22 protein-coding genes are annotated in these 26,116 nt (G+C 62.3%); 9 read left to right on the top strand and 13 right to left on the bottom strand.

Going from position 1 to position 26,116, the window contains the following annotated elements; translation table 11 throughout:
* Window positions 1-120: 120 nt before the first annotated feature.
* A complete protein-coding gene (locus AC1RRC_RS15750; RefSeq protein ID WP_493056438.1) occupies window positions 121-849 on the top strand; it encodes a substrate-binding periplasmic protein in 729 nt (242 codons plus the stop codon).
* A gap of 27 nt (window positions 850-876) precedes the next feature.
* Here AC1RRC_RS15750 and AC1RRC_RS15745 read toward each other — a convergent pair whose 3' ends face one another.
* Together AC1RRC_RS15745 and AC1RRC_RS15740 are read right to left on the bottom strand one after the other, a co-directional pair.
* A complete protein-coding gene (locus AC1RRC_RS15745) occupies window positions 877-3,042 on the bottom strand; it encodes an FUSC family protein (RefSeq protein ID WP_493056435.1) in 2,166 nt (721 codons plus the stop codon).
* A gap of 142 nt (window positions 3,043-3,184) precedes the next feature.
* Window positions 3,185-4,873, bottom strand: a complete 1,689-nt coding sequence (locus AC1RRC_RS15740) for a M14 family zinc carboxypeptidase (protein WP_493056434.1) — start codon at window positions 4,871-4,873, stop codon at window positions 3,185-3,187.
* A gap of 238 nt (window positions 4,874-5,111) precedes the next feature.
* Here AC1RRC_RS15740 and AC1RRC_RS15735 point away from each other — a divergent pair, with 238 nt between their 5' ends.
* The gene (locus AC1RRC_RS15735; RefSeq protein ID WP_493056433.1) at window positions 5,112-5,924 is read left to right on the top strand and encodes a hypothetical protein; all 813 of its coding nucleotides are present in this window, start codon (window positions 5,112-5,114) and stop codon (window positions 5,922-5,924) included.
* Between the two features lie 15 nt (window positions 5,925-5,939).
* Here the strand turns inward: AC1RRC_RS15735 and AC1RRC_RS15730 are convergent, their stop codons facing one another.
* Window positions 5,940-8,381, bottom strand: a complete 2,442-nt coding sequence (locus tag AC1RRC_RS15730; protein ID WP_493056432.1) for a glycosyl hydrolase 53 family protein — start codon at window positions 8,379-8,381, stop codon at window positions 5,940-5,942.
* 120 nt (window positions 8,382-8,501) lie between these two features.
* On the opposite strand from AC1RRC_RS15730, the gene AC1RRC_RS15725 reads away from it, so the two are divergent.
* A complete protein-coding gene (locus tag AC1RRC_RS15725; protein ID WP_493056431.1) occupies window positions 8,502-8,942 on the top strand; it encodes a hypothetical protein in 441 nt (146 codons plus the stop codon).
* Here AC1RRC_RS15725 and AC1RRC_RS15720 read toward each other — a convergent pair whose 3' ends face one another.
* Together AC1RRC_RS15720 and AC1RRC_RS15715 are read right to left on the bottom strand one after the other, a co-directional pair.
* Window positions 8,943-9,506 (bottom strand): NADPH-dependent FMN reductase, encoded by a 564-nt coding sequence (locus AC1RRC_RS15720; protein ID WP_493056430.1) that lies wholly within the window; start codon window positions 9,504-9,506, stop codon window positions 8,943-8,945.
* 34 nt (window positions 9,507-9,540) lie between these two features.
* Entirely contained in the window at window positions 9,541-10,452 is a 912-nt protein-coding gene (locus tag AC1RRC_RS15715) for a LysR family transcriptional regulator (protein WP_493056429.1), read from the bottom strand.
* Window positions 10,453-10,545: 93 nt separating this feature from the next.
* Here AC1RRC_RS15715 and AC1RRC_RS15710 point away from each other — a divergent pair, with 93 nt between their 5' ends.
* Window positions 10,546-11,190: a glutathione S-transferase family protein gene (locus AC1RRC_RS15710; protein ID WP_493056428.1), complete on the top strand. Its 645-nt coding sequence runs from the start codon at window positions 10,546-10,548 to the stop codon at window positions 11,188-11,190.
* Complete coding sequence (locus AC1RRC_RS15705) at window positions 11,190-11,510, top strand: DMT family transporter (protein WP_493056427.1); 321 nt, start codon at window positions 11,190-11,192, stop codon at window positions 11,508-11,510. The genes AC1RRC_RS15710 and AC1RRC_RS15705 overlap by 1 nt, the downstream gene beginning before the upstream one ends.
* A 140-nt stretch (window positions 11,511-11,650) precedes the next feature.
* Here AC1RRC_RS15705 and AC1RRC_RS15700 read toward each other — a convergent pair whose 3' ends face one another.
* From AC1RRC_RS15700 to AC1RRC_RS15685, 4 genes are all read right to left on the bottom strand, one after another.
* Window positions 11,651-13,810, bottom strand: a complete 2,160-nt coding sequence (locus tag AC1RRC_RS15700; RefSeq protein WP_493056425.1) for a S46 family peptidase — start codon at window positions 13,808-13,810, stop codon at window positions 11,651-11,653.
* A 92-nt stretch (window positions 13,811-13,902) separates the two neighbouring features.
* Complete coding sequence (locus AC1RRC_RS15695) at window positions 13,903-14,109, bottom strand: hypothetical protein (protein ID WP_493056423.1); 207 nt, start codon at window positions 14,107-14,109, stop codon at window positions 13,903-13,905.
* The gene (locus AC1RRC_RS15690; RefSeq protein WP_493056421.1) at window positions 14,109-15,959 is read right to left on the bottom strand and encodes a tetratricopeptide repeat protein; all 1,851 of its coding nucleotides are present in this window, start codon (window positions 15,957-15,959) and stop codon (window positions 14,109-14,111) included. The genes AC1RRC_RS15695 and AC1RRC_RS15690 overlap by 1 nt, the downstream gene beginning before the upstream one ends.
* A gap of 551 nt (window positions 15,960-16,510) precedes the next feature.
* Window positions 16,511-16,780, bottom strand: a complete 270-nt coding sequence (locus AC1RRC_RS15685) for a GlsB/YeaQ/YmgE family stress response membrane protein (RefSeq protein WP_493056418.1) — start codon at window positions 16,778-16,780, stop codon at window positions 16,511-16,513.
* A 242-nt stretch (window positions 16,781-17,022) separates the two neighbouring features.
* Here AC1RRC_RS15685 and AC1RRC_RS15680 point away from each other — a divergent pair, with 242 nt between their 5' ends.
* Window positions 17,023-18,150 (top strand): hypothetical protein, encoded by a 1,128-nt coding sequence (locus tag AC1RRC_RS15680; protein ID WP_493056417.1) that lies wholly within the window; start codon window positions 17,023-17,025, stop codon window positions 18,148-18,150.
* A gap of 54 nt (window positions 18,151-18,204) precedes the next feature.
* Here AC1RRC_RS15680 and AC1RRC_RS15675 read toward each other — a convergent pair whose 3' ends face one another.
* The 4 genes from AC1RRC_RS15675 to purB form a co-directional block, all read right to left on the bottom strand.
* The gene (locus AC1RRC_RS15675; protein WP_493056416.1) at window positions 18,205-18,774 is read right to left on the bottom strand and encodes a YceI family protein; all 570 of its coding nucleotides are present in this window, start codon (window positions 18,772-18,774) and stop codon (window positions 18,205-18,207) included.
* Between the two features lie 48 nt (window positions 18,775-18,822).
* Complete coding sequence (locus AC1RRC_RS15670; RefSeq protein ID WP_493056415.1) at window positions 18,823-19,371, bottom strand: YceI family protein; 549 nt, start codon at window positions 19,369-19,371, stop codon at window positions 18,823-18,825.
* A 35-nt stretch (window positions 19,372-19,406) separates the two neighbouring features.
* Window positions 19,407-19,931: a cytochrome b gene (locus AC1RRC_RS15665; RefSeq protein ID WP_493056414.1), complete on the bottom strand. Its 525-nt coding sequence runs from the start codon at window positions 19,929-19,931 to the stop codon at window positions 19,407-19,409.
* A gap of 176 nt (window positions 19,932-20,107) precedes the next feature.
* Window positions 20,108-21,484, bottom strand: a complete 1,377-nt coding sequence (gene purB / locus AC1RRC_RS15660; protein ID WP_493056413.1) for an adenylosuccinate lyase — start codon at window positions 21,482-21,484, stop codon at window positions 20,108-20,110.
* 262 nt (window positions 21,485-21,746) lie between these two features.
* Between purB and AC1RRC_RS15655 the strand changes: the two genes are divergently transcribed.
* The 3 genes from AC1RRC_RS15655 (at window position 21,747) to AC1RRC_RS15645 (ending at window position 26,108) form a co-directional block, all read left to right on the top strand.
* Entirely contained in the window at window positions 21,747-22,355 is a 609-nt protein-coding gene (locus tag AC1RRC_RS15655; protein WP_493056412.1) for a glutathione S-transferase family protein, read from the top strand.
* A gap of 27 nt (window positions 22,356-22,382) precedes the next feature.
* Entirely contained in the window at window positions 22,383-23,480 is a 1,098-nt protein-coding gene (locus AC1RRC_RS15650) for a LacI family DNA-binding transcriptional regulator (protein WP_493056411.1), read from the top strand.
* 300 nt (window positions 23,481-23,780) lie between these two features.
* Entirely contained in the window at window positions 23,781-26,108 is a 2,328-nt protein-coding gene (locus AC1RRC_RS15645; RefSeq protein WP_493056409.1) for a TonB-dependent receptor domain-containing protein, read from the top strand.
* The last annotated feature ends 8 nt before the right edge of the window (window positions 26,109-26,116 follow it).

The raw sequence follows: 26,116 nt of genomic DNA, 5'->3' as shown, positions 1-26,116 counted from the left end.
CCATGATACCCGCTGTTGCTGCGGTGTGTCGCCGGCGTGTCATTGCCGTGGCATGACCGCAGCGAACCGGTGCCAGCGTGGGAATGCTCAGCTATACTGAAATCACCCTACGGCCCATCCATGAAACCCATCCCGTCCGCCTTGCTGACCCTCTGCGCCCTGGCGCACGGCGCCGTCATCGCGCAGCAGCAAGACATCGTCTTCATCGCCCCCACCAACCACACCATGCCGATGGCGCAATTCCGCGACGGCATGCTGGTCGATGGCGTGCTGAAAGACCTGGGCGATTTGATTGCGCGGCGCATGGAGCGGCGCGCCGTGTATGTCAGCGTGCCCAGCAAGCGGGTCAGCGAAGTACTGTCCGCCGGCGGCGCCGATGCGCTGTGCTATGTGGTGCCGGTATGGATCGATGGCCGCTATAACTGGAGCAAGCCGTTCATTACGTCCAACGCGGTCATCGTGGCGCGCAAGGAAGCGCCGGTCGTGAAATCACTGGGCGAGTTGGCCGACAAGCCGATCGGCACCGTGATCGGCTACCGCTATCCGGAACTCGAGCGTGCGCTGGGCAAGCATTTTGCGCGCGAAGATGCGCCCAGCACGGAACTCAATCTCCGCAAGCTGCTCGTGGGCCGCATGCACTATGCGACGATCGACCAGACCGCGTATGAATACCGCATGCGCCAGGAACCGTCGCTGCCGCTGCGCAAGGAAGTCGTGTATGCGACGGTGATGACGCAGTGCGCGTTTTCACTGCGCTCGAAAATCCCGTTCGCCCAGGCCGAGCATGCCATCGATGCGCTGGTGCAGGATGGCAGTGTTGCCGCCGTCCTGAACCAGTACGCCAAGTGAATCCCGAATCAGCCTGCCGCGCGTTGCCTAGACCGTGGCGTTGCGGCGGATCGCCTCGCTGTGCACGATGATTTTTTCCGCATCGGCCTGCAGCAGGCGGATGCGCCGCTGCACCAGCGGCCAGCCGGACCAGGCCACCGCGTCGCCGTGGATTTCCGGTGCCGGTGCATCCTGCTTGGTGGCAACGCTGGCGTCTTGCTGTGCCAGCGTTTGCGCCAGGGCGCGCGCCAGCGGTTTGCAGACTTGCGCATGGCTGTGCTCCAGCAGCGCATTGACGGGACTTGCCGGAATATCGTTGACGTGGCGGCGCAGGATCGCGCGCAGCGCCGCCACGTGCGCCACCAGCAGGTAATTCTGCACCACGAACAAATTGATGTCTTCCGCCGCGCGCTGCTTGCTGGCCGGTTCATCGAGCATGCGCACCATCGCGGCGGACAGCGCGGCCAGGCTGTCCATCAGGTGCTTGCGGTCGATGCGGTAGCGGAAATCGTTGCGGCACTTGCCCTGCAACAGTTCAAAGCTTGATTCCATGTAGCGCAAATTCGCTTCCAGCACTTGCCGCACCAGGCGCGGCAGCGACTGGAATTCCCAGTTCGGCAGCACAAAGCTGAACAGCGTGGCGACCGCCGCGCCGATAAACGTATCGACCAGCCGTTCCATCACGAGATTCGTATTGCCGGGAGCGACCAGGTACATTTGCAGCAGGATCATCACCGACACGGAAATCGCCGCGTAGCGGTAGCGCACATACAGGAAAGTCGGCGTGGCCACGGTGGCCAGGATCAGCACACCGATGATGACCGGCGTGTACGGGAAAAACTTCAGCACCAGCGCCGTGATCACACAACCGATCACGGTGCCGACGATACGGTCGGCACGGCGCTGTTTGGTGATGGCAAACGACGGTTTCAGGATGATGACGATGGTCAGCACGATCCAGTAACTGTGCGCCGCATAGGGTAGCCACTCCGCCACGGCCAGCCCTGTGCTGATGGCCAGCGCCACGCGCAGCGCAAAGCGGAACACCGGCGAATCGCGCCGCAGGTGCGACCACATCAGCTGCAATTCATATTTTTGCTGCGACAGGAACGGCTGCATGTCGGCGTCGACCCAGAACGGCGTGCCGTCGTAAGCCTTTTGACTGGCCACGTGCAATTCGCCGATGGCGCGGATCAGGGCGCGGATCTTGTTGCGCTGCGCGCGCAGCACGGCCAGCGCTTCCTGCGCCGGAACGCCCGCCGCCACCTGCTGCTGCAATTGCGCAATGTGGCGCTCCAGGGTATCGAGTTCGGCGCTGTAATCGATCGCCTGCGTGGACGCCTGCTTGCGCGTGACGGCATAGCCGACCGATTCGATATCGCGCGCCGCTTTATACGCCAGGTCGTGCAGTGCTTTCAGCACCGGCGAATCGGCCAGGTGGGCGCGCAGCAGCGCGTAATCCGTATGGGTCGATAACACCAGTTCATACAAGTCCAGCATGCACACGTGGATTTGCACCACGATCGCGTCCTTGCGGTTCTGGTGGGCGCGCAGGATCAGATCGCGCGACGCCTGCTGGCGGTCGGCCAGCACGCTCTGGTGGCGCACCAGGCGGTTGAACTGTTCCGTCAGGTTGAAGCGCGTGTCGTAGAAATCCGCCTTGATGTCGATGTAGGCGGCCAGCTCGAACAGCGCCTCGGCCAGCACCTGCTGCTTGATGCGGTGGCGCAGCAGCCAGGCCAGCGCCATCGCATAGCCGAGATAGGCGACGCTGCCCAGCAGGAACAAGCCGGTATGGCCGAGCGCCTGGCGCGCCGTCATCGTGTGCTCCATCGACATGGTCATGATGAACAGCGCCGCCAGTTGCAGCGGCATCGACTTTTTACCGTACACCACCATCATGCAGGCAAAGAAGCTGACCGCCACCATCATCGGCATCAACAGCCACGGATACGGCCCGCACAGGCTGATGACCAGGGTCACGCCCGTGCACAGCAGCACCGACGCCAGCATTTCATTGAATTTGTGGCGCAGGGGACTGGGCATGTCCATCAGCGCCGTGCACAGCGCGCCGATGCAGACCGTCATTGCCGTGTTCATGTCGGACAGCGGCAAGGCGATCAGGGTGACGCCAATCAGGCCTGCGGCAAAGCGCAGGCCCAGGTGGAAGTAATGACTGTAGAAGAAGGTGCGGGGATTTAAAGCGTAATGCATGTGGGAACCATGAATCCGTAGGGCGGTTTTGCGCAGCAAAGCCGCCATGCCGGCGTTGCGCCGGCATCACGCAGCGCGGCAGAGCACGCACGGCGGCAAGCCTGTGGCTTACCGCCCTACGTATTTCAAAGAGACTGGCAGGTCAGAACACCGACAGCACCGGGTAGCGGCGCCATTCAGGTTCCGCATGGCGTTTGCCGTTGTGGAAGATGAAGGTCAGCACCGCGTCCTGGTTGGCCAGCAGTTCCGGGTTGGCCTGTTTCCAGGCCTCGAATTTCGTACGCAGTTCCGGTTCGGTTTCCAGCATTTCCAGCGCCAGGTCTTCGAACACGTAATCGGAAAACGCTTCCTTCTTTTCCAGCACGCTGTTGAAGAAGCCCCAGCGGAAGAAACTGTCGTGGCCTTGCGGTTCCAGGGTTTCCACCGCATAGCGGGCGTTGTCCTGGTCCAGCGGCACCAGGTAGTCGCCCACCGCCAGCCCGAACGCGCCGGTGCGCGCTTCGACCTGCACGTCATCGTGGAACATGTGGCCTTCGTACGCGGTCGGGCGCGAAGTCACGGACGCGATGTGGTAGTACTGCGCCTCGACGGTGGTGGCCTGTTCGACGCGCGTCATTTGCACGCCGTTCCATTGCAGGCGCGCGATGACTTCACGCCACTGCTGCGGCACCACGTACATTTTCGGGGCGCGCACCGCCACGCTGACGGGGAAGCTGTTGTAGTACTTGATATCGCGTTCCCACGGCTGCGAGCGGTCATACGACAGGCGCGTGTAATTGCCGATCACGCTGGCGTGGCGCTTGGCCGCATAGCCCTTGAAGCGGAAGGTCGCCGTATTGGTTTCATCGAGTTGCCACATGACGGGCCATTCGGCGCGGGTGCGGCCTTCGGCTTTGGCGGCGGCGCGCAACTGCCTGATGTGCGCGCCATTGGCGACGGTGAACGCCATCACGGATTCCACCAGCGCGCGCATCGAATCGTAGCGGTCCGCGAAGGGTTTCAGCATGTGGGTTTCCGGCATGAAGCCGATGATGTGGTGCAGCGCCGTGAAGCCGGTCGAGAAGCGCGGCACTTCGAGGAATTCCACCAGGCCGTCGTCCGGCACGTCGGTCATCGGATTGACGTACGGGCAGGTCGGCCAGCCGCGCCGGTCCATGTCGCTATAGATCGCCGGCAGCATGGTGTTGCGCAGGAATTGACCGAGGCCGCCGCCAAGCTTGTCAGCCTGGGTGTGGATCAGGGTCATCGTGTACGTGTAATCGGCGCCGTTCGACGTGTGGGTATCGACCATCACGTCCGGGTCCCAGGCCGTGATCAACTGGTTGAACACTTGCGCATTGACGCTGTCGCACTTGATGAAGTCGCGGTTCAAGTCCAGGTGGCGGCTGTTGCCACGGAAACCGAATTGTTCCGGGCCATCCTGGTTTACGCGCGAGGTATCGGCGCGGTTCAGGCAACCATCGACGTTATAGACCGGCACGAACAGCAGCACGGTGTCGCCCAGCGCCGCCAGGCGCTCCGGTTCGAAGCACAGGTCGCGCACCATGGCCATGCAGGCGTCCACGCCTTCCGGTTCGCCCGGGTGGATGCCGTTATTGTTGAAGAACACCGTGCGGCCGGCGCGCTTGATGGCGTCGCGGTCGAACACGCCATCAAAGCTGACCACGCCCTGGTGGATCGGAATCCCGCCATCGGAAACGCCGATCTGGCCGAAGCGCAGCACCTGCGGGAAACGGCGCGCCAATTCTTCATAAAAGGCGATGCATTCGGTCCAAAGGGTGGTCTGGTTACGGTTGCCCTTTTCATAAGGCGTGAGCATTTCTGGGTGCATGGCGTCTGGATCTCAGAGGATATGTCGATGGAAACTGCGGGATCGGCCGGGTAGGCGCAGGGGAAGAATTGTATCACCGGTGTGGCGCGCCAGCCGCGCCCCATGCCGCGCGGCGGCCTTTTTTCAGGCGCTTTGCGCCGGGCTTGCGCTCCTTCATATGGCGGCCCGGATTGCCATGCTCCACTGGATTTCCGGCCAGGGTGCATGTGCGCCCGGCGTCTGCGTGCGGAGGTGGCAAATGAAGCGGCAAATGAACCAGAAAATGAAGCAACGGAACCGGTTGCATATCGGGTTGAAAGTCGGCATTTGCACGGCGCTGCTGTCGGCGCTGGCGACGGTGGCCATCGCGCCGAAAGTGCAGGGGGCGGGCGCCACGGTGCATACCGCGCAGCCGCAGCGTGATGGCGGCGATGCGATCCGCTTCGACGGCGGCCGCGCGCTGGTGCGTTTCAAGGGCATGACGGTCTTGGTCGATCCCGACGGCGGGGCGGTGGAGGTGCCGCCGGTGGACCTGGTGCTGTTGCGCGGCTGCGGCCCCGCGCAACTGGCCTGGCTGGCGCGCCAGCGGCTGGACCGCGCCGTGGCCGTGGTGGCCACGCCGGGCGGCCAGTGCACGACGGAAGTGCGGGGACAGGGTGTGCGCCGGATCCAGGTACTGGGCATGTGGGGGGCCTATACCTTGAAGCTGGGCGCGGGCGCCGTGCGCCTGACAGTGATGCCGGCCGTGACCGGGAACCATGATGCCGCCTTGCCGGGCCAGCCAGAACAACCGGGCCAGCCGGATTTGGCGGCGGTGCCGGGCGTGATGATGGATTTCTCGGATGGCAAAGGGACGTCATACCGCATTTATGCGGGCGGCGAAGCCGATGGCCCGGCGCTGGCCAGCTTGGCGCAGCGGTTCCCCGGCGCCGATCTGGCGATCGTGCGGCGCGGCGGGGCGCCGGTGCTGGCTGCCGTCGAGGCGGGACGCGACGGCAGCCGGGTGATGCGGGAAGTGGCGCTGCGGCCGGAAGATCCGGCCTATGGCATCGTGGCGGTGAAGCGGCGATGAATGCCGTGCCGCTGCTTATTGCGGCGCAGCCAGCGGTAATTTGAATGCCTTCAGCGCCGGCTTGGCGGTTTTATCCGGATAGAACAAGCCATAACTGTCCAGTACCAGCGTGCCCGGGTCGTTGCGCGAGCGGCCCGCGTACCAGTCCGGATAGAAATACATGAAGCCTGCCATGTTGGGATTATTGTTGGCAAAGCGCAGGTATTCGCGCACCCACTCGGCTTGTCCCGCTTCCGTATACGGGAATCCCGCCATTGGCGCGGCGACGGTGCCGGCCGCGCTGCTGGCATATGACGCTTCGCTGATCATGCTTTGCTTGCCGATGCGGGCAATGTAGTCAGTGGTTTCCTGCAGGCGCTGGAACCAGCATTGCTGGCTGTAGCGGTGCAAATTCCATTGTCCCTGCGGATAAGGAATCGACAGGCCGGCAATGTCGTAGGGCACGCCGAAGTCCTTCATGGCCTTGTAAAACGCTTTGACATAGACGTCGCTTGGCGTCACGCCTGTCATGGCCGCGTGCAGCACGAATTTCGCGTCGGGATTCACGCTTTTCACGCCTTCCGCAGCGGCTTTCAGCAGGGTGGCTTCCACCGACCACACTTTGTCGCGCATGTAGGCCAGGTCGCCCACGGGATCGCCGCTGGCTGGCAAGGGAATGCGGTCGCCGGCGGTAAAATTCAGGATGCCGGAATCGATTTCATTGCCCAGTTCATAGACCGCAATGTTGTAGCCTTTGGCCTTGTAGGCGGCCGCCACGTCGTGGGTATGCTGGCGCAGGCGGTTGGCGGTTTCTTCCACCGACAAGCCCTTCCATGCGGCAGGCGCGTTCTGGTTGCCGGAATTGGCGGCAATATCGCTGAAGTAAAACACCAGCAGCGGATTGAGCCCCTGATTTTTCCCCAGCCGCAGCATTTCATCGACGACTTCCTGCGATTGCCAGTAATTGCCATCCCATGGCAGCGACTTCCAGTTGCTGACAGGCGTATTGCGCAGCGTGGCGATGGATTGCGTGGTGACGGCCACCCGCTGCCATTGCATGCCGTTGGCGGCCAGCACGGCGTACATGTCGGTATTACCCCAGTTGTCCGCGCCCAGGAATTTATCGTACGGATAGCCTTCGATGACGCCGCCGGTCATGAAGCCGCTGCGCGTGGCCAGCGGTCCCTTGATGTAGGGACGGAAGCTGGTGGTGCTGCCGCTGCCGGCCTGGAAATTGCCAAACGTGGCTGTGAACGCCTGCTGCACGCCGATAGTGTTGGCGTTAATGGTCACTTGGTATTCGCCGTCGCCCAGCCTGGCCGTGCCGCCCAGCGGGATCAGTGCGGTATTGTCGGCGTTCCAATAGCCGAACGACAGCGTGCCGCCGATGGAGGCGATGCGCAACCGCGCGCTGCGGCCAGAGAGGGCCGCCACCGGCAGGTTGTCAAACACGCCGTTGCGCGCCACCAGTGGCTTGATGACGGTCCGCGTTCCTTCACGCGCCAGGCTGAGCAGCGCGTAATTGTGGTTATCCACTTGCACGCCGAACCCCGCATATTTTTGCGCATTGCCCGGGATCGCCTGTTCAAACGCGTCATCGACATTGACGTTGATTTCCACGGTGAAGTCATCGCGCACGCTGAACTGCGAAATGATTTTTCCCAGCGACGGGCTGGCCGTGGCGCTGGTCTGCAAAGTCAGGCCATTGTTCCATCCGGCCGCCGCGCCGCCCGCGCTCCAGTCAAACCAGCGGCACGTGTCCAGCTCTCCGCCTGCGCTGAGATAGGCATCGTCCGGGCTATAAGCGATGCCGGGATAAGGGGTGTAAGCGATGCCGTTGGCGATGGCGTCCGCCACCTGCTGCTTGTTTTCCGGCCCTTCGCTGAAACTGGCCAGCACGGCGGCCGGCGTGGCGGCGCCCCGGTCGAGCACGTCGACCCAGTAATCCAGGCCGGCCTGGTCCGGCGCCCGGTGCAAGACGTTGCGGTAAAACTGCGTCACCATCGCGCGGTTCGACGGCGCTGCGCCATACAGGGTCTTGAATTCGTCGGACGCGACAAAGGCTGCCGCCACTTCGAAGACGCTGGCGCCGTTGCGCATGGTGCTAATCCAGTAGCCCAGGCCCGCGCCATCGGGCTTGCGGTCGAAGGCTGCCTGGTAAATACGGTATGCCTGGCCCGGCGCACCATCCGGTTCGAACGCCAGCAGGCTATCGGCGAACCTCACAAGTTTCGGCACTGGGCCGCTGCGCACCGGCATGCTGCCGACATTGTCCGTGATGGTCAGCATGCCATTGGCGGCAGTCACCGTGTAATTGGCGCGCAGGCCTGGCGAAAACCAGTAGGCTGTTTCAGTATCAATGGCCTGGCCCTGGCGCACGCGCGTGGTGTCTGCGGAGGTGGCAGGGGTATCGGCGCCGCCACAGGCGGCAAGCAGCGCCGCCAAGGCGATCGCGGATAACAAGGGACGGACAGGCATGGGCAGGACTCCGGTAAGCCCGTCATGCTAGCACCCGCGCGATATCGCACTCAAGTGAATATTGTTAAATTTATATTCCCAGCTTACTATCGCTGCCTGTGATTTTTGTTTGGAGGACGCATGAAGCAGGCAGGTGTGGTGTGGGTACGAATGGCGGGCGGGATTGCCGTGCTGGGGGCGTTGATACATGTGGCGGCGATCGCGGGCGGGGCCGCCTGGTATGCCTGGTTTGGCGCGCCGCCCGTCGTCGTCGCCTCGGCGCGCGACGGGACCTGGCTGGCGCCCATCAGCGCCGCAGTGATCGCCGCGCTGATGGCGCTGTGCGCCGCCTATGCGTTTTCCGCCGCCGGCGGCATCCGGCGTTTGCCGTTGCTGCGCCTGATGTTGTGTGGGATGGCGGCGGTATGCCTGTTGCGCGGGCTGGTCTTGTGGCCGCTGATGGTTTCGCACCCGGAATTGCGCAATATGTTTGAAATCGTCTCGGCGCTGGTGTGGGGCCTGGCCGGCGCGGGGTTTGCGGTGGGGTTCCGTCTTTCCCGTATTGCGCCGGCCCGGGTTTGATTACGCGGCAGGGGCGTTCTTGTCCACCCAGGTGGCAAACGCATTGACAAACTTGGCCAGCACTTCGCGCGTCTGGTCATTATTAACCCGGCCGTCCGGGCCCAGCAGGTTGGCCGCGTTGCCGATGTAGGCTTCCGGCGCCGGCATGGTGGCCACGTTCAGGGCCACCAGCGACTGGCGGATCGCATGGTTGGCGCCAAAGCCGCCCACGCCGCCGGGCGACGCCGTGAAGACCGCGGCGGCCTTGCCATTCCAGATGCTCTTGCCCCACGGACGCGAGCCGACGTCGATCGCATTCTTGATGGTGGCGGGCATCGAACGGTTGTATTCGGGCGAGACAAACAGCACGCCGTCCACCTTGGCCAACTGTTCGCGGAAGCGGGTCCAGGGCGCGGGCGCGGCGCCGGCATCGTCGAGGTCCTGGTTATACAAGGCCAGGTCGCCAATTTCCGCCACTTCGAATTCCAGCGACGCGGGCGCCAGCGCGATCAATTCCTGGGCAAATTTGCGGTTCAGCGAATCCTTGCGCAGGCTGCCAATCAGGACAGCGATTTTCTTGGGCATCACAGACTCCGGTTGTTGTTGAAGGAATAAGATGTCAATGTACCTCAGGCGTGAAAAAAGTGCGCAACTCGCCGTACAGGAAATCGAGCAGCGCGCGGATGCGGGCCGTGTCTTTCAGGTCGCGGTGCGTCAGCAGCCATAGTCCGGTATCGAAGGCGGGATCGGGTGGGGCCAGCTGGCGCAGGTGGCGGTCATTGCCGGCCAGGTGCAGCAGCAGCGGCGCCAGGCCAATGCCTGTACGCACGGCGTCCACCATGTTCAGCAAACTGTCGGCGCGCAGGGCGATGCGCTGTTCCGGCACGTTGTCCGCCAGCCAGCGCGCCTGCGCCAGGTGCGCCAGGGAATCGTCAAGGCCGACCCAGTCATGTGCGGCCCAGTTGTCCGGCGCGATGCCCCGGCTCCGCGCGGCTTTCAGGTAGCTTGGGGCGCCAAAGATGGCGCTGTGCATGGCGCCGAGGCGCTTGCCCACCAGCGTCTCGGGCGGCGTATTCGACGGGCGCAGCGCGATATCCGTTTCGCGCCGGTTCAAGTTTAAAAACGCATTGTTGACCACCAGGTGCAGCCGCACGTCCGGATGCAGCAGGCGGAAGCGGGCCAGCGCCGGCAACAGCATCGAGCGCGCCAGGGTATCGGTGGTGGTGATGCGGATCTCGCCGGACAGCGCCGTGTCGCGCCCTTCGACGGCGCGCTGCGCGGCCGCCACCTGTTCCGCCAGCGGTCCCATTTTTTCACGCAGCGTGTCGCCGGCCGGCGTCATCACATAGCCGGTCTGGAAGCGTTCGAACAGGCGCACGCCCAGAGTGCGTTCCAGGCTGTCCAGCCGGCGCAGGACAGTCGAGTGGCTGACGGCCAGCGCGCGCGCCGCCGCGGCGATGCTGCCGCCATCGCAGACTGCCGCGAAATAGCGTAAATCTTCCCAGTCGAGGCGGTCGGGTTGGTTCGGCATATTTGCATAACTATTTTGAGGATATTCAGAATATTAATGCGTTTTTGCCGAATCTATACTGGGCTCTATCATTCACCGACAAGGAGTTTCACCATGCTGACCCTGTACACCGCCGATACGCCCAACGGCCACAAAGCCACCATCGCCTTGCAGGAACTGGAACTGCCGCACACGGTGCAACTGGTCGACCTGAATGCGGGCGAACAGCACACGGAAGCATTTGCGGCGATGAGCCCGAACCACAAGATTCCGCTGCTGGTCGATGACGGGCGCGCGGTGTTTGAATCCGGCGCGATCCTGATCCACCTGGCGGACAAGGCGGGCCGTTTGCTGCCAGCGTCTGGCGCGGCGCGCAGCGACGTGCTGCAATGGCTGTTCATGCAAGTGGGCAGCGTGGGGCCGATGCTGGGGCAACTGTGGTGGTTCCGCCATACAGCCAAGGAAAGCGGGAAAGATAACGCGCAGGCCTTGCAGCGCTATGACCGCGAAGTGCGGCGGCTGTATGGCGTCTATGAGCAGCGCCTCGCCACGCATGCATGGCTGGCGGGCGGCGCATATTCGATTGCCGACATCGCGACGTGGCCGTGGCTGGTGTCGCACCAGGAACTGGGGATCGATATGGCCGAGTATCCGCACGTGGCAAGCTGGCTGGCGCGTATCGGCGCACGCGATGCGGTGCGGCGCGGCGTGGCGCAAACCAGGCGGGTGGCGGCTTGCGCGGTGGGGGAGCGCGTGTGATGGGGGCCTGGCTATTGCTGCTGGCGGCGGCCATCGCCGATGTCGGCATGGCCATCGCTTTGAAATACGCGCAGGGCTGGACCCGCCTGTGGCCCAGTGTGCTGGGGCTGGCGCTGGCCAACGGGGCGATTGTCTTGCTGACGGTCTCGCTCAAGCAGTTACCGGTGGGGACGGCCTTTGCCGTGTTTACGGGACTGGGCGCGGCCGGCGTGGCGGCGCTGGGGATCGTGTATTTCGGGGAGAGCGCGTCGCCGTTGCGGCTGATGTTGATTGCGCTGATTGTGGTGGGGATCGCTGGCTTGAGAATCGTAAATGCGTAGGGTGGTTTCCGCGCTAGCGGAAGCCACCATGCATGCGCCGCCACGGTGGCGGACAATGTCGGGCTGCATGCAATGGCGGCTTCGCTGACGCGAAACCGCCCTACAGCGGCAGCGGAACGCCAGCGCCGTGGCCTGCGAAATTACTCCGCGCCCATTTCTTTCAGCAGGTTGCCCGCCTTGTCGATGTGCTTCATGTTCCACAACATGTAGCGCAGGTCGACCTGGATGTCGCGGGTGTTGGCCTTGTTGAAGTCCCAGTCGGAAATGATGGAATCGAGGGTGCCGTCAAAGGCCAGGCCCACGAATTCACCCTTGGCGTTCAGCGCGGCGGAACCGGAGTTGCCGCCCGTGATGTCCAGGGTTGCCAGGAAGTTGACCGGCACCGTGCCCAGCTTCGGATCGACGTATTTGCCGAAGTCCTTGTTCTTGATGGCGTCCAGCTGGGCTTTCGGCGCATTGAACTCGCCTTCGCCGGTGGCTTTCGCGGTGATGCCTTTCACGGTGGTGAACGCATTCCATGCCAGGCCGTCGGCGGTGCCCCATGGGCGGCCGGCGATATTACCGAAGGTCACGCGCAGGGTGCTGTTGGCGTCAGGGTACACAGCCTGGCCTTTGGACGTCATGTAAGCAATCTTGGCTTTCATGTAAGTCGCATAGGCTTGCTGCAGGTTGCCCGCCAGCTCTTCCTCTTGCGCTTCTTCCTTCATCGCCACGTCATACATGGCGACGGCGGCTTTGATGAACGCATCGTCGCTGGCCTTGAAGTCGGCCGGGGTCTTGCCAATCCACGCTTCGCGGGTGGCTGCGTCGCCCAGCTTGCTGCCGGCGTACAGCTTGTCCATCGCCGCTTTCAGTTCCGCCGCGCCCATGCCGGCTTTCACGCCGACCGCGGCGTCCCAGTTGGCATTGTGCTCGGCGGCTGGCTGCGCGGCATATTTGGCCAGGTGGTGCAGCACCAGCGCCTGGTCGACTTTTGCGTCGTAGCTGCGCGAGATGGCGGCGATGTTGGCCTTGATGCGCGGCAGGTCGCGTTCCTGGTAGCCGGCTTTGCGTTCGGCGTTCGGTTTTTGCGATTCATTGGCCAGGCGGTACAGCTGGCGCGCTGCGTTCAGCAGGCGTGGCTGGGCATTGCTCAGTTCAAAGTCGCGTTTAACTTCGGCGTCGCGCTTGGCGATCAAGCCTTCCACCTGGTCGATGCCGGCCGCGTATTCCTGCTTGCGTTTGGCGTCCGCGTTGACCCAGGCTTTCATGTCCGCGTGTTCTTTGGTCTTGCGGGCCAGGAAGTCGCTGTTCGCGTACGAATCCAGCATGCCCTGGCGGTTCTTGTAGTAGTTGTTGACGCTGGCGACGCGGCCCGCGTATTTCAGCGCCATGTCGCGGTCGCCCTTGGTTTCGCGGTCGATGATGGCCAGGTCGTCGCCCGACGCTTTCACGAAGCTCGGATAGTTCCAGCCAAACGTGAAGTCCACTTCCGATGGCAGGCGGTGGCGGTTGGTGCGGCCAGGGTAGCCCAGCACCATGACGAAATCGCCTTCCTTGACGCCTTCCTTGGCCAGTTTCAGGTGCGACTTCGGCAGGTAAGGAACGTTGTCCTTGTTGTAGTCGGCAGCCTTGCCATCCTTGCTGACGTAGGCGCGGTAGAAGCCATAGTCGCCGGTGTGGCGCGGCCACATCCAGTTGTCCGTATCGCCGCCGAACTTGCCGACGCCGGCTGGCGGCGCGTGCACCAGGCGCACGTCGCGGATTTCCAGCTGCTTGATCATGTAGTACTCGAGGCTGCCGTAGAAGGCGGCGACCGTGCAGCGGTGGCCTTCATCTTTTTCGCACTCGGCCACCAGGGCTTTCTGGTGCTTTTCAATCGCGTCGCTGCGCGCCTTGCCGTTGAGCTTCGCCACGTCCGGCGTGATGACCTTGGTGGTTACGTTCGACACGTCCTTGGTCACGTAGATGCGGCTGCCCGGCTTGGCCGGCACCTCTTCCGCCAGCGTCCTGGCCAGGAAACCATTGGTCAGGATATCGTTGGCGGCGGTGGAGTTGTGCGCGACGCTGTCGTACACGCAATGGTGGTTGGTGGCAACCAGGCCTTGCGGCGAGACAAACGATGCCGAGCAATTGCCCAGGCTGACGATGGCATTCATCGGGAACGCGGTCAGCTGGGTCAGGGTGGCCGGGTCCAGCTTCAGGCCGGCGGCCTTCAATTGTTTGGCGACTTGCGGCAGTTGCTGGGGCATCCACATGCCTTCATCGGCATAGGCATTGGCGGTGCTCAGAATCGCGAGCGCGATCAGGGTTTTTTTCATTACGGGCTCTTGGCGGGTTGGATATGACTGTGGCCCGGATCGGGCCACAGCGCGTGAGTATCCTCCCGCTTTACGTATACGTCAACCCCACGTCAACTCTGTTTTAGCGGCCGCTCTTGAATTTTCTTATTTGCAACATTACTGGCCGGCGGCTTGGACGGGGCTTCGACGGCGACGGCCTGGGTGTACATGATGAAACCGCCCATAAACAGGATCAGGGCGATAAAGGTGGCGCTCAGCGCGGCGACCAGCACCAGGGCGCGGCGCGTCAGCTGCGTGGCGGGACGTTGGGTATTCATTACGCTGCCTCCTGGTATTGCCGCATGGCGGTGATGTCGCGCAATTGCAGCGCCTTGTAGATTTCCGCGCGGTTGGCATAGTGGCTGGCCACCATCGGTTCCAGTTCCAGTACGCGGTCCATATCGGCAAGCGCGGCGGCCAGGTCGCCATGCGCATAGTGGTTGACGGCGCGGTTGACGCGCGCCGCCACGTGCAGTGGATCCAGTTCAATGACGGCGCTGTAGGCCGCCTGCGCATCAACCGGACGCTGCAGCATGTCGAACGTTTCACCCAGCAGCAGTTGCGCTTCCGGCTGTTGTGGCTGGAGTTCCAGGCTGGTGCGCAGGCACGCCAGGGCGGCGTCCCATTGTCCCAGCTGGGCATGGCATGCGCCCTTGTTGAAATACACTTCCGGATACGGTGCGCTGTAGCGCGCCGCCAGGCTGTACATGGCCAGCGCTTCATCAAAGCGGCCCAGCCGCTGAAGGATATTGCCGCTCTCGTTGTAGTACTCGGAGTAGTACGGGTCCATTTCCATGGCGCGGTAGTAATAGTGCAGCGCATCGTCGTGCTGGTCCAGCGCGGACAGCACTTGCGCCGCGTTATACAGCAGTACCGAACGGTGCAGCCGGTGCGCATCGTCGCCCAGCATGTCCGTCAAATGCTGGAAGCCTTGCTGGCACAGCGCCAGCGCCTCGTCCGGCCGGCCCTGGCGCATCCGCACCAGCGCCAGGGCATTATTGAGGAACACATTGAGGAACGCGAACTGTTCATCGGGGATCTCCCCTTCGGCCAGTTGCAGGCAATGCAGCGCCTGTTCGAGGTGCATGTGCGACAGCGGCACGCTTTGTTCCGGCAGGTAGCGCAAGTGCACCATCGACAGCAGGTAGTGCAGCCTGGCTTTCAGCACGTTGTGGGACAGGTATGGCAGCGCGTGTTTTTCCACGATCTCCAGCGCCCGCTGTTCGTGGCCGGTCGTGACCAGGGCCTGGAAGATATTGCCGATGTAGTCCCAACGCGCCGCTTCATCGCCGCCCACCAGCTGGTCCAGCCATGGCAGCACGGTATCGGCAAAGCCCGCCGCTTCATGATAAAAGCCATAGTGGTTGTGCACGCACAGTGCGCGCATGGCCACGCGGGCCGTATTCAAGCCGTCGCCACGGTTGCGGTAATAGCGCAGCAGCGGGATGTACAGCCGCTGCCACTCCGCCATGCCGGCGCCGTACAAATCCTGGTACGTCAAGCCTTCCACCACCGCCGGCGCATCGTCTTGCGGCGTCAAGCGGTTCAACGGCAGGAAGCCGGTTTCCGGCGTCATGGCGAGGTGCGATCCGGCCAGTGGCGGCGCGGCCGGATCGGGCGCGGCGGGTGATTCGATGCACACCACGATGTGGCTGCCGATGGTGAGGCGGCGCGCCAGTTCCGTCACGAAACGCGACGCCAGGTGGCCGGCCGCATCGAAGTTACGCACCAGCAGCGCCCATTGCTCGACGGCGCCGGCTTCGGCTTTCCAGGCGCGGATCAATCCCACCGCGCCATTGATGAGGCGGTAGGCGCGGTCGAGCGGGAAATTGCGGGTTTTTTCCGCCAAGCTGGCCGTGTCGGTCAGGCATGCATATTTCAAACCGATAGCGTCGCGGTGTTGCGGCAACATCATATACAGCGCGTAATTGTGTTCATCCAGCACATCCTGGCGGCCTTGAGCGGCGTAATAAAGATAGGCCTGTTCAACCAGGTTGCTGGCGCCGGCCCAGACGCCGTGGTGGGCGAAACTGGCGTCCAGTTCATACGTGCGCACGGCGGTGGCCAGCGCGGGCGCATCCAGTTGCTGGACTGGGCGGATGCGGTACAGGTGGGTGGTATTCAGCATTTCGATTCCTCAATGCCTGGAATTATTAATAAGCGTGGAAGGCTATTTATTGATTTTTAATAGACAGCGTTATTAACTAATATTTCTAACATCCCTTTGTGTGCCGGTCATTAAATGTAAATAACCAGGTATTTTTATTTGCTACAGCGGAAATGGCCAACTGCAAAAGAGCGGATACATTGCCATGGTGGTGGTTTTTAGTTCCTGCTTCTTGATGGCGGAGATTTTCTTCATTTCAATTCTCGTGGAAAGGTTTATTATTCAATCAAATTGGATATTTCTCAATACCCGGACCGAACTTTAGACTCCGAAAAACCGAAAGTCAACCATCTAAATTAAATAAACTTCTGAATTGTCAATAGGGTGACAAATTAAATGTCGGCTGAATGACAAATCAAAAACCAGATTGAATATATTAATTATTTTATGGAAATTGGAATTGGTGTTTATTTAATTACGGACGGAAATAGTAATGAGTAAAACTGCACATCATGGGGAGGAGCGGAGGGGAGTTGGCCGGACGACAGCCCGGCCGGAAGGATGTTTCAGGGTCAGCGCAGGCGGCCGCGGAAAATCAGGTTGACCACGCCCAGCAAGACGAGCGCGCCGAGGAACGACACGATCAGTGACACCGCGCTGAAATCATCGGCATTGATGGTGCCGCCGCCAAAGAATGGTGTCAGCAGCCAGCCGCCCAGCAAGGCGCCGACAATCCCGACAATCATGTTGAGGAAGATGCCCTGTTGTGCGTCAGTGCGCATCACCATGCTGGCCAGCCAGCCGAGAATACCGCCAATGACGATCCAAAGTACGAAGCTCATATGCCCTCCTATCGATAGACGACGGACCAGCCCGGGTGGGATGGCCCTTGAACCCATTGTGTTCGCGTCACCAGTTGTGCGTCCGTGCGCCAACGAACAGACGCCATCTGCCTTATACGGCTTTTCACCTGTGCAATTCAAACGGCAGAGCCGCCAGGCGGCCGTGTGCGTGCCCGCACAGATGCGGGGGGATTGCGGCCGTAAGGTGACAGTCTTGCAATGACAACCATCTTGGGAGACTAATGATGAGTAACTATGACAGCAGCCGGCTGGTCACCGGCCTATTCCATGACCGCGACAGCGCCGAGCGCGCATACCACCGGGCCGCCCAGCGCGGCTACGGCAAGGACGACGTCAATCTGGTGATGTCGGACGAGGCGCGCAAGCGCCATTTCAGCAAGGACGACACGGAGTTGGGCAGCATGGCGGCGGAAGGCGCCGGTGTAGGCGCCGGCATCGGCGGCGCGGTGGGGGCGGTACTGGCGGCGATTGCCGCGGTGGGCACCACGGTGGTGTTGCCGGGCATCGGTGTGGTGGTGGCGGGGCCGGTGGCTGCCGCGATTGCCGGTGCGGGCGCGGGCGCCCTGACGGGCGGCGTGCTGGGGGCGCTGGTGGGCGCCGGTATTCCGGAAGAACGCGCGCAGCTGTATGAAGAGGGCATTAAAAACGGCGGCATCGTGATGGGCATACACGCCCGTTCCGAAGCCGATGCGGCCTACCTGGCCGATAGCTGGAAAGAGGAAGCGGGCGAACACGTGCTGGGCACCGGTGTCGGTGCGGGGGCGGGAACCCTGGCCGGTATTGCGGCAGGCGCGCCGGCCGGACCGGTGGGGATGGCGGCCGGCGCCGTGATTGGCGGGATTGCCGGCGGCCTGGCTGGTAAAGGCGCGGCCGAAGTGGTCAATCCGAAGCCGGGCGATGAGCTGGAAGACCATCACATGGCGGAAGGCATCGGTAGCGGTGGCGGCGCCATGGCGGGTGCGGCCATCGGTGCGGCCGGCGGTCCCGTGGGCATGGCGGCAGGCGCGGCGATTGGCGCGCTGGCGGGCGGCGCGGTGGGGCTGGGGGTGGGGGCGGCCATCAATCCGGCCGACGAACAGCGCTACTGGCAAGATCACTTCCGGCGCGAAGATTACTATGTGCCGGGTTATGACTATGACGATTATGGTCCGGCTTACGCGCTGGGTTACAACAGTCATGGCCGTTATGGCGGCAACTGGGATGCGGCGGAAGCGCGTCTGCGCAATGACTGGGAAACCACCAAGGAGCGTTCGCGGCTGAACTGGGAACAGGCCAAGACGGCAACGCGCGCCGCTTGGGACCGGGTGAATAACCCGAATCCGGGGGATCCTTACCGCGAAACCCCATAAGTACAAAGGGCCGGCTGGAATCTCCGGCCGGCCCTTGCCAACAGGGGCGTACGATCAGTCGGCCTTGACGGCTTCCACCTGGATCGCCAGTTTCACTTCCGGCGAGAAGCGTGGCAGGCCGTAGTTCAGGCCAAAGTCACTGCGCTTGAATTCCGCGGCAACGTCGGCGCCGCAGACTTCGCGTTTCAGCATCGGATGCTGGATGCACTTGAACGATTTCACGGTCAGGGTCACCGGCTTGGTCACGCCCATCAGGGTCAGGTCGCCTTCCACGGAGACCAGCTTGTCGCCGTCGAATTTCAGCGACTTGCTCTTGTACGTCACTTCAGGGAATTTTTCGACGTTGAACATTTCCGGCGAGCGCGCGTGATTGCTCATTTTTTCGTGGCCAAAGTCGATCGATTTCGCATCGATGACGATGTCCAGCGTGCCCGTCTTGGCGGCACGGTCCACGGTCACCTTGCCGGAGGTTTTGGTGAACTTGCCGCGCCATACCGAAATACCCAGGTGGTCCGCTTCGAAGCTTGGGTAGGTGTGGTTGGGATCGATGTTGTAGGTGTCGGCGGCGAAGGCCGAACCTGCGGTGGCGGCGATCAGGGCGGCGATCAGGACTTTAGCTTTCATGCGGGTGTCTCCGTGTGTGAGGGTGTTGTACTGCGTAATCTGCTGCGCTTATTGCGCTGCAATGACGTGAAACTTGATGGTGACCTCGTCGGCCACCATGCTGGTGTCTTTCCATTCGCCTTCACCAATGTTGAAGGCCAGGCGCTTGATCGGCAGCGCGCCATCGAATACCTGGTTCTTGCCGTCGGCTTTCACGCTCAAAGGGAAGGACACGTCGGCGGCCTTGCCTTTGATGGTCAGCTTGCCGGTGACGGTCAGCTTGCCGGCGCCGGCGCTCTTGATCGAGGTGGACGTGAAGGTGGCTTTCGGGAACTGGGCGGAATGAAACCATTCCTTCTTCGCGACTTCCTTGTTCATGTCCACATCGCCCAGGTCCAGGCTGGCCGTGTCGATTTCAACCGTGGCCTTTGACGCTTCCGGCGACTTGTCGTTGTAATCGATGACGATGTTGTGCTTCTTGAACTTCGATTCGACCGGCACATTCATTTGCTTGAAGGTGGCGGACACCGAGCTTTTCGCGGCATCGGTTTTCAGGACGGCCGCGCTGGCCGCCAGCGACAGGCCCAGCAGCGAGGCCAGCAATACGCGTTGTTTCATGTTGATCAGCTCCGGTAAATGGGTCGAAATTCGGGTTATGGCAGCATGCGTTTGAGCACGCCATCGCGGTCAATGAAGTGGTGTTTTAACGCGGCGCCGGCGTGGGCGATGACAAACAGCGCCATGCTCATGGTCAGCCAGTAGTGGACCGGCTTGAAGAAGGCTTTCAGTTCCGGCGTGCCTTCGAACAATACCGGCATGTGCCAGACCCCCAGGTAGACCACGGGCACGCCGGCCGCCAGCGAATACAGGTAGCCGGAAATGGGCACGGCGAAGATAAAGAAATACAGCAGGTAGTGGACCGCATCGGCCGCCTTGTTTTGCCATACCGGCATGTGCGCCGGGTGCGGCGGCGGCGTATGGTTGGCGCGCCACAAGGCACGCACCACGGCCAGGAACAGCACGGTCACGCCCAGCCATTTATGCCACGAGTAGTACTTCAGCTTGGTGGGGGTGATGCCCTTGATATCGACCATCGTCAGGCCCAGCAAAAAAGCCGCGATGATCAGGATGGCTACCAGCCAGTGCAGCAGCATGGCGGTCTTGGTGTAGCGTTCCATGGTGGTCCTTCGAATTAGTACGTGTTAGGACTAAAATATAACAAAGAAACGGGAACTTTGCTGAACGGAAGAATTACGGGACGCTTAAACGGGGATAAAACAAAAAGGCGGATCATTGATCCGCCCTAAACTTTACAGCAGTTCCGGCATATTGCATGTCGGAACTTCAATATGGATTAGATGGCTTTGGCCAGCTTGTCGGCGATACCGATGTAATTCGCCGGCGTCATCTGCAGCAGCACATCCTTGGCTTCTTGCGGGATCGCCAGGCCATTGATGAACACTTGCAGCGCATCTTTCGAGATGCCCTTGCCACGGGTCAGTTCTTTCAACTGTTCGTACGGGTTTTCAATGCCATAGCGGCGCATCACGGTTTGCACCGGCTCGGCCAGCACTTCCCAGTTCGCGTCCAGGTCGGCGGCCAGGCGCTGCGGATTGACTTCCAGCTTGTTCAGGCCGCGCAGGCAGCTGTCGTAGGCCAGCAGGGTGTAGCCGAAGCCCACGCCGATGTTGCGCAGCACGGTGGAGTCGGTCAGGTCGCGCTGCATGCGCGACACCGGCAGTTTTTCCGACAGGTGTTTCAGCACGGCGTTGGCCAGGCCCAGGTTGCCTTCCGAGTTTTCAAAGTCGATCGGGTTGACCTTGTGCGGCATGGTGGACGAACCGATTTCACCGGCCTTCAGCTTTTGCTTGAAGTAGCCCAGCGACACATAGGTCCAGATGTCGCGGTTCAAGTCCAGCAAGATGGTGTTGACGCGGGCAAACGCGTCGAACAGTTCGGCCATGTAATCGTGCGGTTCGATCTGGATGGTGTACGGGTTGAACACCAGGCCCAGGCGCTGTTCGATCACGTTCTTCGAGAAGGTTGGCCAGTCGAACGATGGATACGCGGACAGGTGGGCGTTGTAGTTGCCCACGGCGCCATTCATCTTGCCCAGGATTTCCACTTGTTCGATGCGCTTGATGGCGCGCTGCAGGCGGGCCACCACGTTGGCGAATTCCTTGCCCAGGGTGGTCGGGCTGGCGGTCTGGCCATGGGTGCGCGACAGCATCGGCAATTCCGCGTTGACGTGGGCGATTTCGGTCAGCTTGGCCACCACGGCCTGCAGCGACGGCAGCATCACGCCGTCACGGGCGGCTTTCAGCATCATGCCGTGCGACGTGTTGTTGATGTCTTCCGAGGTGCAGGCGAAGTGGATGAATTCGCTTGCCGCGACCAGTTCCGGCACATCCTTCACTTGTTCCTTCAGCCAGTACTCGACGGCTTTGACGTCGTGGTTGGTGACGGCTTCGATTTCCTTGATGCGGGCCGCATCGGCTTCCGAGAAGTCCGACGCCAGCTTGTCCAGCAGTGCGGTCGCGTCAGGCGAAAATGGCTTGATTTCAGCAAAGCCGGCGTGCGACAGGGCTTGCAACCAAGAAATTTCAACTTTCACGCGGTTGTGCATGAAGCCGGCTTCCGACAGGATCGGGCGCAGTTTATCGGTCTTCGATGCATAACGGCCGTCCAGCGGGGACAGGGCCGACAGGGTGGAGTAGGGCGTAGTGGTCATGGGAAGCGGATGCTAAGTTAAAAGTGGGTAAAGCAAGGGAATACTGCATGTGGCCGATGCGCGGCGTGGTGGGAAAACCACGCCGCACCGTTGTCGCCACAACGATGCCGTAAAGGGGTGGCGGCGCCTGAAAAAACAGGCAAACAACACGTGAAGTCAGGATTTTACCATTGCCCGGTCCCCGCTTGCCGGCGGCCGGTGATAGTCGATGGGCTGCAAACCCGATGCTATACTGCTTCCTAACCTCCTTTTGTTAGCGTCTATGAAACTTATCGGTTCTCTCGCCAGTCCTTACGTAAGGAAAGTCCGGGTTGTCCTGGCTGAAAAAAAGCTCGATTACCAGTTTGAGCTGGAAAACGTGTGGCAAGCGGACACCCGCATTCACGACGTGAATCCGCTGGGTAAGGTGCCGTGCCTGATCATGGAAGATGGCCACGCCCTGGTCGATTCGCGCGTCATGGTGGAATACCTCGATACGTTGACCCCGGTGTGCAAGCTGTTGCCGCCGAATGGCCGCGAGCGTGCCGATATCAAATGCTGGGAAGCCGTGGCCGACGGCGTGCTGGACGCCGGTGTGCTGGTGCGCCTGGAGCGCACCCAGCGCCCGCAATCGCAGCAAAGCCAGGAGTGGATCGAGCGCCAGCTGCAAAAGGTCCGTCAGGGCCTGGCGTTCCTGTCGGACAAGCTGGGCGAGTCGCCATACTGCGCCGGCAACCATTATTCGCTGGCCGACGTGGCTGTCGGCTGCACGGTGGGCTGGCTGGCCTTCCGCTTCCCGGAAATCGACTGGCGCGGCGACCATCCGAACCTGGCCCGCCTGTACGATAAATTGTCCGAGCGTCCCTCGTTCCGCGACACGGTCCCGCAATAAATCCCGCCCCTATCCCGTAATCCGCTGATGCCGAAAAAAGTGCCCGCGCAGCCCGATCCGGCTGCGCCGCCCGCCGCAACGTCCACCGCAACGTCCCCCCTGTCGAACGCGGACAACCGCCGCCTGCAAATGGCCGATATCGCGCGCCTGGCCGGTGTCTCGACGTCCACGGTGTCGCGCGCCCTCAGTGGCAGCAAACTGGTCAACCAGGAAACCCGCGACCGCGTGATGGAACTGGCGCGCTCGCTGAAGTACACCATCAATATCGGCGCCCAGAACCTGCGCCTGAAGCAAAACCGTACGATTGGCGTGGTGATTCCCGCCGTGTCGGATGCGCACACGCGGCAGCACCTGACCGACCCGTTTTTCCTCGGCATGCTGGGCTGCCTGGCCGATGCGCTGACGGAACAGGGCTTCGACATGCTGCTGTCGCGGGTCGATGCCGACCAGCTCGATGCGGCCGCGCAGCCTTACGATACCGGTCGCGTGATCGGCGTGATCCTGATTGGCCAGTGGCGCCACCATGACCAGTTGAACCAGATGGCGGCGCGCGGGGTGCCGATCGCCGTGTGGGGCGCGCAATTGCCGCAGCAACTGTATTGCACGGTGGGCGGCGACAATGTGGCGGGCGGCTTGCTGGCGACGCGCCATCTGCTGCAACAGGGGCGCCGCCGCATCGCCTTCCTGGGCGACACCGCGATGCCGGAAGCGGCCATGCGCCACCAGGGCTATTGCCAGGCGCTGGAAGAGGCCGGGCTGGCGCCGGATCCGGCCTTGCACGTGCCGGTCTCGTTCCTGCCGGAGGGCGGTACCGAAGGCGTGCAGGAACTGGCGCGCCGCGATGCCGCCTATGACGCGCTGTTTGCCTGCAGCGACTTGCTGGCCATGACGGCGATTAACGCGCTGCGCGCGCAGGGCCGCACCGTCCCACGCGACGTGGCGGTGGCCGGCTATGACGATATCGAGCAATCGACGTACTTCCATCCGCCGCTGACCACCATCCGCCAGCCCCTGGCCGACGCGGCCCGCGCGCTGGTCGCCACCGTGCTGGACTTGGCCGAAGGCCGCAGCGCCGTCTCGCAACAACTCCCCACCGAACTGATCATCCGCGCCAGCAGCCGCTGAACCCGCTGTGTCACCCTCTGGGGTCAGACCCCGAATATGACAAAAGTGGACATTTCCGAAGGGATATGTCCGCTTTTGTCACAAATGGGGTCTGACCCCAGGGAGTGACATGCTTGCCACTTCGTTTGCAACCGTTTGCATATGATTTCAAGTTAGCCGCACGCGTGTTCTGCAAATAGTCGTAAAAATGTTATTGCAATCGATTGCAATAAAAATCCAGTTGATAAATAATGTGGCATCTGCAGTGCAGAACCAGCAGCCGCCAGCGCAGCGGCGCCCACCTATAACCGGAGATGAATCATGCAAGTTCGTACCGCCCAGCGCGGCCGCATGGCGACCGCTGTCGCCGCCGCCCTGATGCACTTTGCCGCCCAAGCCCAGCAGGCAACTGACACCGCCGCCACTGAAACCACCGCCCCGGCTGCCGCCACGACAACGGCCGCCGCTGATGATGGCTTGAAACTCGAACGTATCGTGGTGACCGGCACCGCCCGTGGCCAGTCGAAAATGAAAACCAGCGTGTCGGTGTCCACCATGGATGACGACGCCATTGCCCGCGCCGTGCCGACCAGCGCGGCGGAATTGCTGCGCTCGATTCCAGGCTTGCGCGCCGAATCGTCCGGCGGCGAGGGCAACGCCAACATCACCGTGCGCGGCGTGCCGATTTCCGCCGGCGGTTCGCGTTATGTGCAAATGCAGGAAGATGGCTTGCCGGTGCTGCAGTCGGGCGATTTCAACTTCATCACGCCGGACAGCTACGTGAAAATCGACGGCACGCTGGACCACGTCGAAGCCGTGCGCGGCGGCTCCGCCTCGACCCTGGCCAGCAATTCGCCGGGCGGCATTATCAACTTCATCAGCAAGACCGGCGAACGCCAGGGCGGCAGCATCGGCATCACGCGCGGCCTCGATTACGACCAGACCCGCTATGACTTTTCGTATGGCGCGCCGCTGACGGAGAAAACCCGCTTCTTTATCGGTGGCCATTACCGCACCGGCGAAGGCATTCGCCCCACCGGCATGAGCACGGAAAGCGGCGGCCAGATCAAGGGCAACCTGACCCACGAATTCGACCGTGGCTACCTGCGCCTGTCGTTCAAGCACCTCGATGACAAGTCGCCGACCGCGCTGCCGGTACCGGTGTCCGTCACCGGCGGCCGCGTCAACACCATTGCCGGCATCGATCCGCGCACAGCCAGTTTCTATTCACCGTACTGGGTGCAGGATGTGTCGCTGGCCAAGGGGAATGGCCAGGTCTCGTCCAACGTCAACGATGGCTTGTCGGTGAAGAGCGACACGTTTGGCGTGGCGCTGTCGCTGGACCTGGGGCAGGGCGTGGCGCTGACGGAAAGCTTCCGCCACAGCCGCAACACGGGCCGCTTTATCGGCGTGTTCCCGGCCGATAACGGCACGGTCGGCGCCTACACCATCGCTACCGGCCCGCAAACCGGCCAGCTGTACAACGGCCGCGCCATGCGCGCCGTGGTCTTCAACACGTCGATCGATGACGCGGGCAATACGCTCAACGATGTCAAGCTGTCCAAGACCTGGGCGCTGGACGGCGGCAAACTGACAGGGACCGCCGGCCTGTATTCGTCGCTGCAAAACCTGGGCCTGACGTGGAACTTCAATGAATACCTGCTGCAGGCGAAGACCGACAGCCCGGCGCTGTTGAAAACCGCGAGCAGCACGCCCGGCTATATCGGCCCGGCCTGGGGCAATTGCTGCATGCGCGCGGTTGACATGGAATACAAGCTGGTGTCGCCGTATGTGAACGTGGGCTGGGAAAGCGGCCCGCTGAACATGGACGCCAGCGTGCGCCGCGACAGCCAGCGCGCCACCGGCAGCGCCAACATCGCCACCGCTGGTTTGCGCTATGACCCGGCCACGCAGCAACTGGTCAATTACGATCTCGCGCGCACGTCGTATTCGGTCGGCGGCAATTACCAGTTGCAGCGCAACCTGTCCCTGTTTGCCCGCGTCAGCGACGGCGTGGCGTTCAACGCCGACCGCATCCTGTTCGGCACGCCGCTCGACGGCAGCGCGCCGGTCAGCATCAACATGGTGAAGCAGATCGAGGGCGGCGTGAAATGGCGGCAGGGCGGCGCCAGTGCGTTCATCACGCTGTTCCAGGCCAAGACCGCCGAGAGCAATTACGAAGCCACCACGCAAATCAGCACCTCGAACCGCTACAGCGCGAAAGGCGTGGAACTGGAAGCGGCATACAGCGCGGGCGATTTCCGCATCAATGGCGGCCTGACCGTGACCGATGCCAAGATCACCGGCACGGCGCCCGGCCAGGAAGCCGTGATCGGCCACACGCCGCGCCGCCAGGCCAAAGTCGTGTACCAGCTGGCGCCCAGCTACACCATTGGCGACGCCACCATTGGCGTGTCGCTGATCGGCACCGGTAAATCGTGGGCGGACGATGCGCATACCATCATCATGCCGGCCTACCACGTGGTGAACGCATCCCTGCAATACCAGGTGACGCCGCAGGCAACGGTCACGCTGTCGGCCAACAACCTGTTCAACAAGCTGGGCTACACCGAAGTGGAAGGCGACGGCCATGCCGCGCGCGCCATCGCGGGGCGCTCCATCAAGGCCAGCCTGCAATATTCGTTCTAACTGATGCT

This window comes from Pseudoduganella sp. GW821-FHT12E03 (assembly GCF_058807115.1).
Note: the sequence above shows the minus strand (reverse complement) of the source record. Positions and strands in the feature narration are given on the sequence as shown.

What these genes read in the sequence shown, in the direction of transcription:
- AC1RRC_RS15750 (WP_493056438.1), top strand. Translation starts at nt 121, where the DNA reads ATGAAACCCATCCCGTCCGCCTTGCTGACCCTCTGCGCCCTGGCGCAC.
- AC1RRC_RS15745 (WP_493056435.1), bottom strand. Translation starts at nt 3,042, where the DNA reads ATGCATTACGCTTTAAATCCCCGCACCTTCTTCTACAGTCATTACTTC.
- AC1RRC_RS15740 (WP_493056434.1), bottom strand. Translation starts at nt 4,873, where the DNA reads ATGCACCCAGAAATGCTCACGCCTTATGAAAAGGGCAACCGTAACCAG.
- AC1RRC_RS15735 (WP_493056433.1), top strand. Translation starts at nt 5,112, where the DNA reads ATGAAGCGGCAAATGAACCAGAAAATGAAGCAACGGAACCGGTTGCAT.
- AC1RRC_RS15730 (WP_493056432.1), bottom strand. Translation starts at nt 8,381, where the DNA reads ATGCCTGTCCGTCCCTTGTTATCCGCGATCGCCTTGGCGGCGCTGCTT.
- AC1RRC_RS15725 (WP_493056431.1), top strand. Translation starts at nt 8,502, where the DNA reads ATGAAGCAGGCAGGTGTGGTGTGGGTACGAATGGCGGGCGGGATTGCC.
- AC1RRC_RS15720 (WP_493056430.1), bottom strand. Translation starts at nt 9,506, where the DNA reads ATGCCCAAGAAAATCGCTGTCCTGATTGGCAGCCTGCGCAAGGATTCG.
- AC1RRC_RS15715 (WP_493056429.1), bottom strand. Translation starts at nt 10,452, where the DNA reads ATGCCGAACCAACCCGACCGCCTCGACTGGGAAGATTTACGCTATTTC.
- AC1RRC_RS15710 (WP_493056428.1), top strand. Translation starts at nt 10,546, where the DNA reads ATGCTGACCCTGTACACCGCCGATACGCCCAACGGCCACAAAGCCACC.
- AC1RRC_RS15705 (WP_493056427.1), top strand. Translation starts at nt 11,190, where the DNA reads ATGGGGGCCTGGCTATTGCTGCTGGCGGCGGCCATCGCCGATGTCGGC.
- AC1RRC_RS15700 (WP_493056425.1), bottom strand. Translation starts at nt 13,810, where the DNA reads ATGAAAAAAACCCTGATCGCGCTCGCGATTCTGAGCACCGCCAATGCC.
- AC1RRC_RS15695 (WP_493056423.1), bottom strand. Translation starts at nt 14,109, where the DNA reads ATGAATACCCAACGTCCCGCCACGCAGCTGACGCGCCGCGCCCTGGTG.
- AC1RRC_RS15690 (WP_493056421.1), bottom strand. Translation starts at nt 15,959, where the DNA reads ATGCTGAATACCACCCACCTGTACCGCATCCGCCCAGTCCAGCAACTG.
- AC1RRC_RS15685 (WP_493056418.1), bottom strand. Translation starts at nt 16,780, where the DNA reads ATGAGCTTCGTACTTTGGATCGTCATTGGCGGTATTCTCGGCTGGCTG.
- AC1RRC_RS15680 (WP_493056417.1), top strand. Translation starts at nt 17,023, where the DNA reads ATGATGAGTAACTATGACAGCAGCCGGCTGGTCACCGGCCTATTCCAT.
- AC1RRC_RS15675 (WP_493056416.1), bottom strand. Translation starts at nt 18,774, where the DNA reads ATGAAAGCTAAAGTCCTGATCGCCGCCCTGATCGCCGCCACCGCAGGT.
- AC1RRC_RS15670 (WP_493056415.1), bottom strand. Translation starts at nt 19,371, where the DNA reads ATGAAACAACGCGTATTGCTGGCCTCGCTGCTGGGCCTGTCGCTGGCG.
- AC1RRC_RS15665 (WP_493056414.1), bottom strand. Translation starts at nt 19,931, where the DNA reads ATGGAACGCTACACCAAGACCGCCATGCTGCTGCACTGGCTGGTAGCC.
- purB (WP_493056413.1), bottom strand. Translation starts at nt 21,484, where the DNA reads ATGACCACTACGCCCTACTCCACCCTGTCGGCCCTGTCCCCGCTGGAC.
- AC1RRC_RS15655 (WP_493056412.1), top strand. Translation starts at nt 21,747, where the DNA reads ATGAAACTTATCGGTTCTCTCGCCAGTCCTTACGTAAGGAAAGTCCGG.
- AC1RRC_RS15650 (WP_493056411.1), top strand. Translation starts at nt 22,383, where the DNA reads ATGCCGAAAAAAGTGCCCGCGCAGCCCGATCCGGCTGCGCCGCCCGCC.
- AC1RRC_RS15645 (WP_493056409.1), top strand. Translation starts at nt 23,781, where the DNA reads ATGCAAGTTCGTACCGCCCAGCGCGGCCGCATGGCGACCGCTGTCGCC.